At 64.5% G+C, this 14,521-nt stretch carries 14 protein-coding genes; 5 read left to right on the top strand and 9 right to left on the bottom strand.

The window, feature by feature from the left end; genetic code table 11:
- Positions 1 to 82 precede the first annotated feature (82 nt).
- From HV753_RS28990 to hda, 4 genes are read right to left on the bottom strand one after another with little or no spacing between them, the layout of a single operon-like run.
- Entirely contained in the window at positions 83 to 559 is a 477-nt protein-coding gene (locus HV753_RS28990; RefSeq protein ID WP_175178018.1) for a 2-amino-4-hydroxy-6-hydroxymethyldihydropteridine diphosphokinase, read from the bottom strand.
- A gap of 16 nt (positions 560 to 575) precedes the next feature.
- Positions 576 to 1,961: a polynucleotide adenylyltransferase PcnB gene (pcnB, locus tag HV753_RS28985; protein ID WP_175178017.1), complete on the bottom strand. Its 1,386-nt coding sequence runs from the start codon at positions 1,959 to 1,961 to the stop codon at positions 576 to 578.
- Positions 1,962 to 2,660, bottom strand: a complete 699-nt coding sequence (locus HV753_RS28980) for an HAD family hydrolase (protein WP_175178016.1) — start codon at positions 2,658 to 2,660, stop codon at positions 1,962 to 1,964.
- On the bottom strand, positions 2,657 to 3,358 hold the full coding sequence (gene hda, locus HV753_RS28975; protein ID WP_175178015.1) for a DnaA regulatory inactivator Hda: 702 nt from the start codon (positions 3,356 to 3,358) through the stop codon (positions 2,657 to 2,659). Before hda ends, HV753_RS28980 begins: the two co-directional genes overlap by 4 nt.
- Between hda and HV753_RS28970 the strand changes: the two genes are divergently transcribed.
- Positions 3,357 to 3,707, top strand: a complete 351-nt coding sequence (locus tag HV753_RS28970; protein WP_175178014.1) for a hypothetical protein — start codon at positions 3,357 to 3,359, stop codon at positions 3,705 to 3,707. The genes hda and HV753_RS28970 overlap by 2 nt on opposite strands.
- Positions 3,704 to 4,753, top strand: a complete 1,050-nt coding sequence (purM, locus tag HV753_RS28965) for a phosphoribosylformylglycinamidine cyclo-ligase (protein ID WP_175178013.1) — start codon at positions 3,704 to 3,706, stop codon at positions 4,751 to 4,753. The genes HV753_RS28970 and purM overlap by 4 nt, the downstream gene beginning before the upstream one ends.
- A gap of 77 nt (positions 4,754 to 4,830) precedes the next feature.
- On the opposite strand, the gene miaA is transcribed toward purM, so the two are convergent.
- Both miaA and mutL read right to left on the bottom strand, forming a co-directional pair.
- The gene (miaA, locus tag HV753_RS28960; RefSeq protein WP_175178024.1) at positions 4,831 to 5,769 is read right to left on the bottom strand and encodes a tRNA (adenosine(37)-N6)-dimethylallyltransferase MiaA; all 939 of its coding nucleotides are present in this window, start codon (positions 5,767 to 5,769) and stop codon (positions 4,831 to 4,833) included.
- A 26-nt stretch (positions 5,770 to 5,795) separates the two neighbouring features.
- The gene (mutL, locus tag HV753_RS28955; protein WP_175178012.1) at positions 5,796 to 7,718 is read right to left on the bottom strand and encodes a DNA mismatch repair endonuclease MutL; all 1,923 of its coding nucleotides are present in this window, start codon (positions 7,716 to 7,718) and stop codon (positions 5,796 to 5,798) included.
- Between the two features lie 104 nt (positions 7,719 to 7,822).
- Between mutL and HV753_RS28950 the strand changes: the two genes are divergently transcribed.
- Entirely contained in the window at positions 7,823 to 8,458 is a 636-nt protein-coding gene (locus HV753_RS28950) for a VTT domain-containing protein (protein ID WP_175178011.1), read from the top strand.
- 432 nt (positions 8,459 to 8,890) lie between these two features.
- On the opposite strand, the gene HV753_RS28945 is transcribed toward HV753_RS28950, so the two are convergent.
- The gene (locus tag HV753_RS28945) at positions 8,891 to 10,270 is read right to left on the bottom strand and encodes an N-acetylmuramoyl-L-alanine amidase (protein ID WP_175178010.1); all 1,380 of its coding nucleotides are present in this window, start codon (positions 10,268 to 10,270) and stop codon (positions 8,891 to 8,893) included.
- Entirely contained in the window at positions 10,198 to 10,737 is a 540-nt protein-coding gene (gene tsaE, locus HV753_RS28940; RefSeq protein ID WP_175178009.1) for a tRNA (adenosine(37)-N6)-threonylcarbamoyltransferase complex ATPase subunit type 1 TsaE, read from the bottom strand. Before tsaE ends, HV753_RS28945 begins: the two co-directional genes overlap by 73 nt.
- 161 nt (positions 10,738 to 10,898) lie before the next feature.
- Between tsaE and fumC the strand changes: the two genes are divergently transcribed.
- Positions 10,899 to 12,296: a class II fumarate hydratase gene (gene fumC, locus HV753_RS28935; RefSeq protein WP_175178008.1), complete on the top strand. Its 1,398-nt coding sequence runs from the start codon at positions 10,899 to 10,901 to the stop codon at positions 12,294 to 12,296.
- A 59-nt stretch (positions 12,297 to 12,355) separates the two neighbouring features.
- Here fumC and HV753_RS28930 read toward each other — a convergent pair whose 3' ends face one another.
- Complete coding sequence (locus HV753_RS28930; protein WP_175178007.1) at positions 12,356 to 13,255, bottom strand: AEC family transporter; 900 nt, start codon at positions 13,253 to 13,255, stop codon at positions 12,356 to 12,358.
- A 242-nt stretch (positions 13,256 to 13,497) separates the two neighbouring features.
- Here HV753_RS28930 and HV753_RS28925 point away from each other — a divergent pair, with 242 nt between their 5' ends.
- A complete protein-coding gene (locus tag HV753_RS28925; protein ID WP_175178006.1) occupies positions 13,498 to 14,490 on the top strand; it encodes a tripartite tricarboxylate transporter substrate binding protein BugE in 993 nt (330 codons plus the stop codon).
- Positions 14,491 to 14,521: the final 31 nt, after the last annotated feature.

The raw sequence follows: 14,521 nt of genomic DNA, 5'->3' as shown, positions 1-14,521 counted from the left end.
GGGCGGCGTTGCACCCGTAGGATGGGTGAAGCGCGAGATATTCAAGAACAGGGCGAAAACGCCCATCGCGCGCAACCCATCGTTAGCCACCAATCCGCTCAATCGCCTGATCCTGAATCATGGTGATCCACTCATCAATCGGCTTTCCCTGCACCCAGACATCGGGCGCCAGGTCGCGCAATGGCAACAGCACGAAAGCGCGCTGGTGCATGCGGGGATGGGGCAGGATCAGCCTGTCGTGATCCAGCCGCACATCGCCATGGATCAGCAAGTCCAGATCCAGCGTGCGCGGGGCATTCTTGTAGGGGCGCTGGCGGCCGTGGCGGTTTTCCAGCGCTTGCAGCACGTCCAGCAAGGCCAGTGGCGGCAGGCTGGTGTCCAGCGTCGCCACGGCGTTCACGAAATCGGGGCCCGTGGCATCCACGGGCGCGCTGCGATAGAACGGCGACGCCGTGACGGCGGCGATGCCATCCGTGGCCTGTAGTTCGGCCAGCACCGTGCGCAATGTGGCTGCGCTGTCGCCCAGATTGGCGCCCAGTCCGATATAAGCGCGTGCCATGACGGGCGACACGGAATTACTCGGCGCCAGTCGCCGGGCCGCGCGGCGATGAACGGCGCGGGCGACGGCGCTTGCGCGGGGACGGCGAGGCCGTCGGGCCGCTGCCGCCACCATCACCCGCTTCGCGCGGCAGGTGCGAGACTTCCTCGATCATGTCGGCGCGGGTGACGTCGTCGGCGTTGGCCAGATCCATCCACCATTGCGCCAGCACGCTGTCGAACTCGCCAGCGGCGGCACGCAGTTGCAGGAAGTCGCAGGCGGCGCGGAAGCGCGGCTGTTCAATCATGCGGAAGATGGTCTTGCCCATGCGGCGTTCAAAACGCGGCTGCATGAACCAGATCTCGCGCATGTCCGACGAGAAGCGGCGTTGGATGGCCAGCTTTTCGGTCTGTTCGTCCAGCACCGAATCGGCGGCTTGCGACAGCGCGGGGATGGTGTGCTCGCCTTGGGCGCGCAACTGCTTCCAGCGTACGTCCACCTGTTGCCACAGCAGGGCGGCAAACAGGAAGCTGGGGCTGATGGTCTTGCCGGCGCGCACGCGGGCATCCGTGCGTTCCAGCGCCAGTTCCACGAAGTGTTCGCCGCCGGGTTGCTCCAGCACCACGTCCAGCAACGGCAGCAGGCCATTGTGCAGGCCGTCGGCGCGCAGTTGGCGCAGGCAATCCATCGCGTGGCCGCAGGTCAGCAGCTTGAGCATTTCGTCGAACAGGCGGGATGCCGGCACGTTTTCGATCAGCTCGGCCATGGTGCTGATCGGCTGGCGCGTGGCCGGATCGATCGTGCCGTTGAGCTTGGCGGCGAAACGCACGGCGCGCAACATGCGAACCGGGTCTTCGCGGTAACGCTTGACCGGGTCGCCGATGATGCGGACCTGGCGCTTCTTCAGGTCGGCCACGCCATTGTGGTAGTCAATGACTTCCTCGTTGTGCGGGTCGTAGTACAGCGCGTTCATCGTGAAGTCGCGGCGCTTGGCGTCTTCTTCCTGCGAACCGAACACGTTGTCGCGCAGGATGCGGCCGTGCTCGTCGGTTTCCTGGTCTTCCGAGGCCGGAGCACGGAAGGTCGAGGTTTCGATGATCTCCTGGCCGAACACCACGTGCACCAGCTGGAAGCGGCGGCCGATGATGCGGGCGCGGCGGAACAGCGGGCGGATTTGTTCGGGCGTGGCGTTGGTGGCCACGTCGAAGTCCTTGGGCTCGAGGCCCACGATCAGGTCGCGCACGGCGCCGCCGACGATATAGGCTTCATAGCCGTGCTGGCGCAGAACTTCGCACACCTTGATGGCATGGCGCGAAACGTTACGGCGGTCAATGCCGTGCTTGTCGCGCTCGATGCGCAACGGCCCCCGGGGTGCCGGCGCGAACAAACGGCCGACGAATTTTTTTATGGTTTCAGTGATCATTTAGGACTTCGAATCTTCCATGTGGTCGAACAAGTCGATCACTTGCCAGCCGCGTTCCTGGGCGATATTGCGCAGGGTCGGGCTGGGGTTGGCGGCGATCGGACGGGTCACCTTTTCGAGCAGTGGTACATCATTGACCGAATCGCTATAGAAAAACGATTCGGGAAAATCCGCAAGCCCCAGACCCATCGCGGACAGCCATTCGTTCACGCGCACCACTTTGCCTTCCTTGAAGCTCGGCGTGCCCAGAATGCGGCCGGTGTAGCGTCCACGCAGGTATTCGGCATCGGTGGCCACCAGATGCGGCACGCCGAAGGCGCGGGCGATGGGGGCGGTGACGAAGCTGTTGGTCGCCGTGACGATGGCGCACAGGTCGCCAGCATCCAGGTGGGATTGAACCAGTTCGCGGGCGTCGGGGGTGATGGACGGGCGGATGACTTCACGCATGAATTCCTCATGCCAGTCCGCCAGATCGTAGGGCGAATGCGCCGCCAGCAAGCCAAGCATGAACTCGGCGGCTTGTTCTGCGGTGAGTTCGCCGCGATTGTAGCGGTCCATCAGGTCGTCGTTCTGGCGACGGGCGATGTCAGGATCGCCCGCTCGGCCCGTACGCGCCAGATAGTCGGCCCACTGATAATCGCTATCCAGCGGCAGCAGGGTGTGATCCAGGTCGAACAGGGCGAGACGTCGGGTGGTCATGTGCGTTGCGAATCAGGGTCTGCGAGCATGGCCCGCAGCAAGGGTAGGGTGATGGGCCGGCCGGTGGCCAGGGAATAGCGGTCCAGCGCGTCGAGCAGCGCGGCCAGCTTGCGGATGTCGCGCTCGTGGTGCGTCAGCATCCAGGTGATGATTTCAGGCGCCAGATGCATGCCGCGTTCGGCGGCCTGGGCGGATAGCGCCGCCAGTTTGTCGGCGTCTGACAGCGGGTCCAGCCGGAACACCAGGTCCCAGCCCAGGCGGGTGCGCAGATCTTCGCGCAGCGGCATCGACAGCGGGGCGCGGTCGCCGGCCAGCGCCAGCGCAAACGCGCGGCCCGTGGCGGCGGATTCACGCCAGCGGTTGTACAGCGCAAAGAGGGCGGCCTGGCGGCCGTCGTCCATGCGGTGCACATCGTCCACCGCCACGAACTTGGGCATGGGCGATTTGGAGTCGGCTTCCGCCAGGCGGCGCAGCATCGTCTCGCCCTTGGCGGGGTCGATGAACACGGCGTCGGGGCGTGCGGTCAGCGCGCGTAGCAAATGGGTGCGGCCGCAACCGGCGGCGCCCCAGATATACAGGGCGCGGCCCGGATTGAGCGCGCGCACGGCTGCCAGCGCTTCCCCGTTGGGGCCGGCGATATAGTTGTTCAGCGATGGCGCTGGCGCGGGAAGAACGTCGAGCAGCAGCTGGCGGTTCATGAGAGGTTATCGATCAGGCTTGCAGCGTCGCGAGGACATGCCGGTGTTGCCGGAAAAGCCAAAAAACGGTGATACACAAGGCCGGCGCAAGATTAACCCGCCAGAAACTGGCAAAATCCATACCGGCCAACCCAACACTTTAAACCACCTGAGTGGCTGGTGTCGCGCTCAAGCGCTTTGCCTGGCTTGGGTTTACGCCATTTTTGCCCGCCAGTCAGCCTGGTTGGCTTCCGCCGCAATCGCCGCGCCCGGCTGGCTTGAACCCTGTTCAGGCTCGCAACATCGTAAAATGCAGGGCGTTCCACCAAATTCCCAGCAATTGTTACATACCCCACGGCATTTCTCATGACGAATCAACCTAAAGCCCCCTTGACCTACCGCGATGCCGGTGTCGACATCGACGCGGGCGACGCCCTGGTCGACCGTATCAAACCCCTCGCCGCGCGCACCATGCGTCCCGGGGTGCTGGCCGGTATCGGCGGCTTTGGCGCCCTGTTTGAAGTGCCGAAGAAGTACAACGAGCCCGTGCTGGTGTCGGGCACCGACGGCGTGGGCACCAAGTTGCGCCTGGCGTTCGAGTGGAACCGCCACGACACCGTGGGTATCGATCTGGTCGCCATGAGCGTCAACGACATCCTGGTGCAAGGCGCTGAGCCCCTGTTCTTCCTGGATTACTTCGCCTGCGGCAAGCTGTCGGTGGATACGGCGGCGTCGGTGGTGGGCGGCATTGCCAAGGGCTGCGAACTGTCGGGCTGCGCACTGATCGGCGGTGAAACGGCTGAAATGCCGGGCATGTACCCCGACGGCGAATACGATTTGGCCGGTTTTGCGGTGGGCGCGGTGGAAAAGTCCGCGATCATCGACGGCAAATCCATCAAGCCGGGCGACGTGGTGTTGGGCCTGGCGTCCAGCGGCGCGCACTCCAACGGCTATTCGCTGGTTCGCAAGATCCTGGAACGCGCCAACGCCAAGCCTACCGATGACTTCCACGGCCAGCCGCTGGTCGACGTCGTGATGGCCCCGACGCGCATCTACGTCAAGCAAGTGCTGGCCGCATTGGCCACGCACGGCACCAGCATCAAGGGCCTGGCCCACATCACCGGCGGCGGCCTGCTGGACAACGTGCCGCGCATCTTGCAGCCCGGCCTGTCGGCCAAGCTGCACCGTGACGGCTGGGAAATGCCCAAGCTGTTCCAGTGGCTGCAAGAGCAGGGCGACGTGGAAGACACCGAAATGCACCGCGTCTTCAACTGCGGCATCGGCATGGTGCTGGTGGTGGATGCGGCGCAGGCCGACGCCATCGCCGCGACCCTGCGCGAACAAGGCGAGACCGTCAACAAGATCGGCGAGATCGTCGAGCAGACGGAAGGCATGGCGCAAACCTTCGTGGTGTAAACGCCAAGCGCTTGCTTGCTGCAAAGAAAAACCCGCCACCGCGGGTTTTTTTTTCGACCCTGTTCCGCGGGACGGGGCTAGCCGTCAGCCAGGGCCATTGCCACCGCGTCGATGGTCTGCGCCACGGCGTCCGCCGCCAGGCAATCCACGATGACCCGTTCGGGTTGGGCGCGCAGCCAGGTGATCTGCCGCTTGGCCAATTGGCGCGTGGCGGCGATGCCCTGTTCACGGGCGGTGTCCAGATCGATCTCGCCGTCCAGGTGCGCCCACATCTGCCGGTAGCCCACGCAGCGCACCGACGGCAGGCCAGGGTGCAGATCGGGTCGGGCGCGCAGGGTGCGGACTTCGTTCAGCAGTCCATTGGCCAGCATGGCGTCAAAGCGCTGTTCGATGCGCGCGTGCAGCGCGGCGCGGTCGGAGGGTTCCAGGCTGATGGTCAGGTACTGATTGGCGTCATCGTCCGGTTTGCGCTGGTCGCGCCGCAGCAGCGCGGACATGGGCTGGCCTGACAACTGGCAGATCTCCAACGCACGCTGGATGCGCTGGCTGTCATTGGGCGCAAGGCGGGCGGCGGTGACCGGGTCCAGCGTTGCAAGCTCCGCATGCAGCGCGGGCCAACCCTGCTGGGCGGCGCGGGCTTCCAGTTCGGCGCGCAAGGCGGGGTCGGCCTGGGGCAGGTCGTCCAATCCGTCGCGCAGGGCCTTGTAGTACATCATGGTGCCGCCCGCCAGCAGCGGGATGCGTCCGCGTGCGCGAATCTCGTCAATCAGCCTGAGCGCGTCGGCGCGGAATTCGGCGGCTGAATACGATTGCGCAGGGTCCAGGATGTCCAGCAGATGCTGCGGTACGCGGGCCTGTTCTTCCGGCGAGGGCTTGGCGGTGCCGATGTCCATGCCACGGTAGATCGTGGCCGAATCGACGTTGACGATCTCCATCGGCCAGCGTTCCGCCAGGGCCAGGGTGGATGCGCTTTTGCCGGCCGCGGTGGGGCCGGCCAGGCAGATGACCAGCGGCATATCGGGGGAAAGGGAAGACGACAAGCTTATTGCCCGCGCAGAAAGAGCTTGTCCAGGTCCGATACCGACCATTGCACCCAGGTCGGACGGCCGTGGTTGCACTGATCGGCGCGTTCGGTTGATTCCATCTGGCGCAGCAGGCCGTTCATCTCTTCGATGGTCAGCTTGCGGTTGGCGCGCACGGAACCGTGGCAGGCCATGGTGGACAGCAGTTCGTTGCGCTGTTCGGTCAGCAGGCGCGACACACCCACGGCGCCCAGGTCGCGCAAGACGGCGCGGGCCAGGGTTTCGATGTCGCCACGCGCCAGGATGGCCGGCACGGAACGCACGGCGATCGAGGTGGGGCCGGACGGGCGCATCTCGAAGCCCAGGTCGCTTAACTGCGATTCAAATTCCTCGACGATGGCCACGTCCTTTTCCTGGGCGTGGAAGACCACGGGCACCAGCAAGTCCTGACGCGGCAGACTGCGGGCGTCCAGCGCCTGCTTCAGTTGTTCGTACACGACGCGCTCATGGGCGGCGTGCATGTCCACCAGCACCATGCCACGGCGATTCTGAGCCAGGATGTAGATGCCGTGCAGTTGCGCCAGCGCCATGCCCAGCGGATGTTCTTCGTCGGCGGGCAGGCTGGGGCTGGGTTCGCGGACGGGCGTGGACTTGGCGGCCGTGTCGTCGGACAGCGGGCGGTATAGCGACTGCCAATCCGCAGCGGGAATGCCGGCGGGTTCGGCGTGCAGGCGGAACGGCACCTGCGTATGGGTGCGTTGCGGGGCGGGTGACGGGCGCAGGCCGTACGCGGCATTGCTGCCCGAATAGCCCGGCCGGGGCGTGTCCGCCACAGGAGTAGGGCTGCTGATGGGGGCGTCTTGCGGCGCGGGGGAAGCGTCAGGCGCGGCCGGCTGTGCGACCGTTTCAAAGCCACCGTCTTCGTCCGCGGTGGCGGGCGTGACGGCCGATGAACCGCCGGTCTGCGCCAGCGTCTGGCCGACCGCGTGCGACACAAAGCGGTGCACGGCGCCGCTGTCGCGGAAACGAACTTCATGCTTGGCAGGATGCACGTTCACATCCACGGCAGCGGGATCGATGTCCAGGAACAGCACGTAGGCCGGCTGGCGGTCGCCATGCAGCACGTCCGCATAGGCGGCGCGCAGCGCGTGGCTGACGGTACGGTCGCGCACATAGCGGCCATTCACGTACAGGTACTGACGGTCGGCGCGGGCGCGCGCGGCGGTCGGGCGAGTGATCATGCCGGCCAGGCTGACGGTGCCGACCGAGTGCGACAGCAGCAAGCCATGTTCGGCGAATTCAGCGCCCAGTACGTCGCGGATGCGCTGCGGCGGTTCGGCTGGCAGCCATTGGCGCTGTGCGCGGTCGTGGTGGAACAGGCGGAACGCGATCTGCGGGTGTGCCAGCGCAATGCGCTCCATCGCGTCCACGCAGTGGCCAAACTCCGTGGCTTCGGATCGCAGGAACTTGCGCCGGGCCGGGACGGCGTCGAACAGTTGCCGCACGTCCACCGTGGTGCCGGGAGGACCCGACGCGGGGCTGACCTGCATGCTTCCCGCGTCGATCTGCCAGGCGTGTTCGCCGTCTCGGGTGCGGGAAATGATGGTGACCTGCGCAACCGACGAGATCGAGGCGAGCGCTTCGCCGCGAAACCCCATCGACGCCACCGATTCCAGTTCGTTCAAGGATCGGATCTTGCTGGTGGCGTGGCGGGCCAGGGCCAGCGGCAGTTCCTCGGGCGGAATGCCGCCGCCGTCGTCGGTGACGGCGATCCGGCGGATGCCGCCGCCTTCCAGGCGCACTTCGATGGCGCGGCCGCCCGCGTCGATCGCGTTCTCAAGGATTTCCTTCAGCACGGAGGCGGGCCGCTCAATCACTTCGCCGGCGGCGATCTGGCTGATGAGCAGGTCGGGAAGCGCAAGAATGGAACGGCGTTCAGTCATTAGGCTCAAGTCTGGTGGGGCTATGTGGCTGATTTTAGCGCCATGGCCCGGTGGGCTATAGTCGCTGGGAATTAATCCTCCCATGACCTCATCCGGGCTGCTGAATGCTTGAATTCTTCAATATGGTGCTCCACATCGACAAGACGCTGGGCGTCTGGGTCGCGCAATATGGCGTGTGGGTGTATCTGGTGCTGTTCCTGATCGTCTTCGCCGAGACCGGGCTGGTCGTCCTGCCGTTCCTGCCGGGCGATTCGCTGCTGTTCATCGCGGGGGCATTCGGCGCCACGGGGCATATTGATCCGGTCATGATGGCGGTGTTGCTGATCGTCGCGGCGATTTCCGGTAACACGCTGAACTACATGATAGGCCGCTACATCGGGCCGCGCGTGTTCTCGATGAACCTGCGTTTCCTGGACCGGGGCGCGCTGATGCGTACGCATGCGTTCTATGAGAAGCATGGCGGCAAGACGATCATCATGTCGCGGTTCATCCCCATTGTGCGCACGTTCGCGCCCTTTGTGGCGGGCGTGGCGGACATGTCGATGTCGCGTTTCCAGTTGTTCAATATCCTGGGGGCGCTGCTGTGGGTCATCAGCCTGGTCGCCGCGGGTTACTTCTTCGGCAACATCCCGCTGGTCCGAGAGCACCTGAACACCATCGTGCTGCTAGGCCTGGCCGCAGCAATCGTGCCCGTCATCGCCGCCGGCGTATTCAAGCTGATCAAGGCCCGCAGGCCGTAGGATGGGTGTAGCGCGAGAGAGCGTACAGAAGAAATAAGTTCACGAACGCGCGCAACCCATCAAGCCCCCGTTGCGCTGTGGCAGCCATGGCCTATGGAGCCGGCGCGCATCGATGGGTTACGCGCGCTTCAAGCCGTCCTTCTTTCCCACGCCATCGCGCGCTACACCCATCCTACAAAGCAAGGCCCGCAGACCGTATATACCCATCCTACAGAGCAAGGCCCGCAGGCCGTATACACCCATCCTACAGATCAACGCACCTGGGCCGTAGGATGGGTGTAGCGCGAGACACCGTACAGAAGAAACAAGTTCACGAACGCGCGCAACCCATCAAGCACCCGGCCCGGTATGACAGCCCAGCCCGTGAAGCGTCGAACAGCAAAAAAAAGGCGATGCGCGGTGAAGCGCATCGCCCTTTTTCACGCCAGCGTGTCAGCTGACGTCAAGCCGCGCCAGCGGCGGATTGGCGGTGAAGTAGCGTTGGATGCCGGTCATCATGGCCTGCGCCAGTTTGTCCTGGTGTGCGTTGCTGCGCAGCAGGGCTTCTTCCTGGGGGTTGCTGATGAAGGCGGTCTCGACCAGCACGGACGGGATGTCCGGGGCCTTCAGCACGGCGAAACCGGCTTGTTCGACGCTGTTCTTATGCAAGCGGTTGATCTTTCTGATTTCGTCCAGGAAAGCGTTGCCGACCTTCAGCGAATCATTGATCTGCGCGGTGGTGGACAAGTCCAGCAGCACCTTGGCCACCTGACGGTCATGGCTACCCAGGTTGACGCCGCCGATCAGGTCGGCTGCGTTTTCCTTGTCGGCCATCCAGCGTGCCTGGGCGCTGGTGGCGCCGCGCTGTGACAGCGCGAACACCGACGAGCCGTTGGCCGATGGCTTGACCCAGGCGTCGGCGTGGATCGAGATAAACAGGTCCGCGTGGACGCGACGGGCCTTCTGCACGCGGACATGCAGCGGCACGAAGTAGTCGTCGTCGCGCGTCAGGTAGGCGCGCATGTACGGCTGGCTGTCGATCAGCGCTTTCAAGCGCCGCGCAATGCGCAGCACCACGTCTTTTTCGCGCAGGCCGCTGCTGCCGATGGCGCCCGGATCTTCGCCGCCATGGCCTGGGTCCAGCGCGATGGTCAGCATGCGCTGCTTGCCACGGCCGGCGGTGGACGAGGGGGGCTTGGGCGCGGTGGGCAGCGGCGGCGCCGGTTGCTGGCCGCGCACGCGCGGCGGTTCGGGCGGATCGGCGCGGGTTGCCGGGTTGCGCTGGATGTCTTCCAGGATGCGCGCCAGCGGATCGTCGGCGTCAGGGCCGCTTTTATTCAGGATCGCCACCAGCGGGTCCTGCGCGATCTTCGGATACAAGTCCAGCACCAGCCGGTACTGGTAATCCGCCACGGGCTTGAGGGTGAACACCTGGGGCGCCACGGGCTGCTTCAGGTCAAACACCAGGCGCACGACATTCGGGCGATTCTGCGCAACGCGCAGGCTCTGGATGTAGGGGTCGTCGGGGCGGACCTTGGAGACCAGGTCGTTCAGGGCCGCGCTGATGGTCAGCCCTTCGATGTCCACCACCAGGCGATGGGGGTTTTCAAGGGTGAATTGTTCAGCCTTGAGCTCGCTGTCGAGTTCGAGCGTGACCCGGGTGTATTCGTCGGCCGGCCAGGTACGAACGGCCAGAATCGTCGCCGCCTGCGCCAGGCGCGGCAGAACCGGCAGGACGAGCAGCGTGGCGGCGACGCTGATTAGGCGGCGCCGGGTGGCGCCTGCCGAGGGAAGGGCGCCGTCTTGGGCGGGGGGACAATCGCGTTCAACCATGTTTGTCCTCGGGCGGTGTTCGCGGTCAGGGTGGCGTCACGTCCCTCGTCGGCATAAGCCAGGGAAATCAGCAGGTCGGGAGGGGGTAAAAGACCCTCTGCCCGTTCCGGCCATTCGATCAAAACGACCGCATCGTCACGCAGTAAATCCCGGAATCCTGCGTCCAACCATTCGCGCGAATCACTAAACCTATAAAAATCAAGATGATAGAAGTATAAGTTAGAAACTTTATAGGATTCAAGCAGCGCGTAGCTGGGACTTTTGATTCGGCCGGTGATGCCGCATTCCCGCAACAATGCCCGGGTGAAGGCCGTTTTTCCTGCTCCCAGGTCCCCCTGAAGGTGGATACAAGCGCCTGCGGGGCCGGTTTCACCCCCCGAGACCAAGGGGGCAAGCTGCCGCGCCAACGACTCCGTGGCGGCTTCGTCGGGCAGGTGCAAGGTCAGGCTGCAAAGAGGGGCGGACATGGCGCGGTGCGAGTGGTAAAAAACGAGGGAGGGAATACGGATTTCCGCAATTATAGGAATGCGGGTTTCTGCTAACCTAATAAGTGATTGCTATTCTCAATATGTCGCGCCTGGCGGGTGCCGCCGGCCGCGACTGACGCCGCCACGGAGTTGTACGCGCCATGAAGACCCGCATCGAAAAAGACACGTTTGGGCCCATCGAAGTCCCCGAGGATCACCTCTGGGGCGCCCAAACGCAACGTTCGCTGCATTTTTTCGCGATTTCCACCGAGAAGATGCCTGTGCCCCTGGTCAACGCGATGGCGCGCTTGAAGCGCGCGGCCGCCAAGGTCAATGCTGAACTGGGCGAGCTGGATCCGAAGATCGCCGACGGGATCATTCGTGCTGCCGACGAAGTGATCGCCGGCAACTGGCCCAACGAGTTTCCGCTGTCCGTCTGGCAGACCGGTTCGGGCACGCAAAGCAATATGAACATGAACGAGGTGCTGGCCAACCGCGCCTCGGAACTGCTGGGCGGCGTGCGCGGCGAAGAGCGCAAGGTCCACCCGAATGACCACGTCAATCGCGGCCAATCGTCCAATGACACCTTCCCGACCGCCATGCACGTGGCCGCCGCCGTCGAGGTCGAGCACCACCTGCTGCCGGCGCTGAAGGCGCTGCGCGCGGTCTTCGCGGCCAAGAGCGCCGAGTTCTACGACATCGTGAAGATCGGCCGCACCCACTTGCAGGACGCGACGCCCTTGACGCTGGGCCAGGAGCTTTCGGGCTATGTGGCGCAGCTGGATCTGGCGGAACAGCAGATCCGCGCCACGCTTCCCGGCTTGCATCAACTGGCCATCGGGGGCACCGCGGTGGGCACCGGCCTGAACGCGCATCCGCAGTTCAGCGCCAAAGTGTCGGCGGACCTGGCCCACGCAACGGGCACGGCCTTTGTGTCGGCCCCGAACAAGTTCCAGGCACTGGCCTCCCACGAAGCGCTGCTGTTCGCGCACGGTGCGCTGAAGGCGCTGGCTGCCGGCTTGATGAAGATCGCCAACGACGTGCGCTGGCTGTCCAGCGGCCCGCGTTCGGGCCTGGGTGAAATCAGCATTCCCGAGAACGAGCCGGGCAGCTCGATCATGCCGGGCAAGGTCAACCCGACGCAGTGCGAGGCCATCACGATGCTGGCCGCGCAGGTGCTGGGCAACGACGTGGCCATCAACATTGGCGGCGCCAGCGGCAACTTTGAATTGAACGTGTTCAAGCCGCTGGTGATCCACAACTTCCTGCAATCCGTGCGCCTGCTGACGGATGGCATGGCCAGCTTCAACGAGCACTGCGCCGCGGGCATCGAGCCCAACCATGAGCGCATTGCCGAACTGGTGGACCGTTCGCTGATGTTGGTGACGGCGCTGAATCCGCATATCGGCTACGACAAGGCCGCGCAGATCGCCAAGAAAGCGCACAAGGAAGGGTTGTCGCTGAAGGAATCGGCGCTGGCGCTGGGCTATGTGACCGAGGCGCAGTTTGCCGAGTGGGTCGTGCCGGGCTCCATGACCAACGCGCATAAGTCGTCGTAACCGGCTGCGTTGCGAGAAAAAATGGCCACCCTGGGGTGGCCATTTTTTTTCCTGGAAGCTCAGGCGTGTCCCACGACCAGCAGCCACATCGGGATCGTGGCCGCCGAAAAAAGGGTGCCCAGGGAGATCAGTACCGCCACCATGCGGCCGTCGCCCCCCATGCGCATGGCCAGCACGTAGGCGGCGGAAGCGGTTGGCAGGGCGGCGAACAGCAGCAGCATCCGGGCTTCCAGTGGCGGCAGGGCCAGCAGGTGCGCCACCAACAGGGCCACTGCGGGCAACGCCAAGAGTTTGACCGACAGCATCCAGGCGATCAGCGGCCCGTAGCCCTTGCCGCCTTCCCAGGCCAGGCTGGCGCCCACGCAGAGGATGCCCAGTGCGATGGCCGCCGCGCCCAAACGCGCCAGTACCGTATCCACGGGGCCCGGCAAATGCAGGCCCGCCAGGTTGCAGGCCAGGCCCAGCAGCGTGGATACGACGAGCGGATTGCGCGCCAGCTCGCGTAGCAAATTGCCGCCGTTGTGGCGAGCCAGTCCGTAGACCGCGGCGACGTTGGCCATGGGCACGGCGAAGCCAATGATCAGCGCCATCACCGTCTGGCCCTGCGCGCCCGCCAGACTGGCCGATAGCGCCAGGCCGATGTACGTGTTGAAGCGGTAGCCGCATTGCGCGGACGAAGCCAGCGCAAGTGACGAGGGCCGCAGCAGCAGGCCCGACAGCCACGCGAGCGCCACGCCTGACACCACGACGGCCGCGGTGGCCTGTAGCAGCAGGGCCGCGTTGCCTGCCGTGATGGGCGTGCGAAGAATGGATTGGAACAGCAGGGCGGGGAACAACACGAAGTAAACGAGACGCTCGGTTCCCGCAAAGAACTCTCGCGAAAAACCCAGCTTGTGACGTAGCGCCCAACCCAGCGCAACCAGCATGAAATCAGGGAAAACCAGAAGAGCGACCGACATGGACAGGGGGCTTTTTCAGGGCATTAAAGCGGGATTGGCACGCTATGCGTGTGTAAGCATTTGCTGCTATTCTCCGTCATTCTGGCGGGTGCGTGTGCCACAAGCAATCCATAAAAGCAGCGCGAAACACGCAGCACACATGCAAAGCGCCCCCACCGTTAACTGCTGGTCCGTCTACAGACGGGCACATCACAAAACGGGCCGTTTACATACGGGCTCGCAATCTTGGAGGAAACACACCTATGAATAAAGTTCGCTCCCTGGCCGTGGCTATCGCTTTGGCTACTGGCGCCGCCGGCACGCTTGGCGCCTCCGTCGCACACGCTGCCGACAAGTACCCCAGCAAGCCGATCCGCGTGATCGTTCCGTTCGCGCCTGGCGGTTCCACCGACATCATCGCGCGTCTGGTGACGCAGCGCATGAGCCAGGAACTCGGTCAGCCGATGGTGGTTGAGAACAAGGGCGGCGCAGGCGGCGCCATTGGCGCGGCCGAAGCCGCACGCGCCGATGCCGACGGCTACACGCTGTCCATCGCCACCGTGTCGACGATGGCTGTGAATCCGGCTTGCCGTCCGAAGGACCTGCCGTACGATCCGATCAAGGATTTCCAGCCGGTCACCAACTTCGCCAACACGGCCAATGTGGTCGCGGTGAATCCGAAGTTCCCGGCCAAGGACTTCAAGGGCTTCGTTGAAGAACTGAAGAAGAACCCGGGCAAGTATTCCTACGGCAGCTCGGGCACGTGCGGGGTGCTGCACTTGATGGGTGAGTCGTTCAAGATGGCCACGGGCACCGACATCGTGCACGTGCCGTACAAGGGTTCGGGCCCGGCCGTGGCGGATGCCGTTGGCGGCCAGATCGAAATCCTGTTCGACAACCTGCCGTCGTCGATGCCGCAGATCCAGGCGGGCAAGTTGCGCGCCATGGCCATTGCGTGGCCTGAGGAAATCGCTGCCGTCAAGGGTGTGCCGACGTTCAAGGAAGCCGGTTTCCCGGTGCTGAACCAGCCGGTCTGGTACGGTCTGTTGGCGCCCAAGGGCACGCCGATGGAAGTCGTGAACAAGCTGCGTGACGCCGCCGTCGTGGCCCTGAAGGACCCCAAGGTCATCAAGGCGCTGGACGATCAGGGCTCGGCGCCGTCGGGCAACACGCCGGAAGAGTTCGCCAAGGAAATCAAAGAGCAGTTTGACTGGGCTCAAGACGTCGTGAAGAAGCAGAACATCAAGCTGGACTGATGCTGCGCGGGACAAGCCATAGGCTTGTCCT

This window comes from Achromobacter pestifer (assembly GCF_902859625.1).
Classification (GTDB): domain Bacteria; phylum Pseudomonadota; class Gammaproteobacteria; order Burkholderiales; family Burkholderiaceae_B; genus Achromobacter; species Achromobacter pestifer.
The sequence above is the reverse complement of the archived record's forward strand: the minus strand, read 5'-3'. Positions and strand labels throughout refer to the sequence as shown.

Bases quoted from the DNA above. Each gene is read 5' to 3' on its own strand.
- HV753_RS28990 (WP_175178018.1), bottom strand. From the start codon at position 559: ATGGCACGCGCTTATATCGGACTGGGCGCCAATCTGGGCGACAGCGCA.
- pcnB (WP_175178017.1), bottom strand. From the start codon at position 1,961: ATGATCACTGAAACCATAAAAAAATTCGTCGGCCGTTTGTTCGCGCCG.
- HV753_RS28980 (WP_175178016.1), bottom strand. From the start codon at position 2,660: ATGACCACCCGACGTCTCGCCCTGTTCGACCTGGATCACACCCTGCTG.
- HV753_RS28970 (WP_175178014.1), top strand. From the start codon at position 3,357: ATGAGAGGTTATCGATCAGGCTTGCAGCGTCGCGAGGACATGCCGGTG.
- hda (WP_175178015.1), bottom strand. From the start codon at position 3,358: ATGAACCGCCAGCTGCTGCTCGACGTTCTTCCCGCGCCAGCGCCATCG.
- purM (WP_175178013.1), top strand. From the start codon at position 3,704: ATGACGAATCAACCTAAAGCCCCCTTGACCTACCGCGATGCCGGTGTC.
- miaA (WP_175178024.1), bottom strand. From the start codon at position 5,769: ATGCCGCTGGTCATCTGCCTGGCCGGCCCCACCGCGGCCGGCAAAAGC.
- mutL (WP_175178012.1), bottom strand. From the start codon at position 7,718: ATGACTGAACGCCGTTCCATTCTTGCGCTTCCCGACCTGCTCATCAGC.
- HV753_RS28950 (WP_175178011.1), top strand. From the start codon at position 7,823: ATGCTTGAATTCTTCAATATGGTGCTCCACATCGACAAGACGCTGGGC.
- HV753_RS28945 (WP_175178010.1), bottom strand. From the start codon at position 10,270: ATGGTTGAACGCGATTGTCCCCCCGCCCAAGACGGCGCCCTTCCCTCG.
- tsaE (WP_175178009.1), bottom strand. From the start codon at position 10,737: ATGTCCGCCCCTCTTTGCAGCCTGACCTTGCACCTGCCCGACGAAGCC.
- fumC (WP_175178008.1), top strand. From the start codon at position 10,899: ATGAAGACCCGCATCGAAAAAGACACGTTTGGGCCCATCGAAGTCCCC.
- HV753_RS28930 (WP_175178007.1), bottom strand. From the start codon at position 13,255: ATGTCGGTCGCTCTTCTGGTTTTCCCTGATTTCATGCTGGTTGCGCTG.
- HV753_RS28925 (WP_175178006.1), top strand. From the start codon at position 13,498: ATGAATAAAGTTCGCTCCCTGGCCGTGGCTATCGCTTTGGCTACTGGC.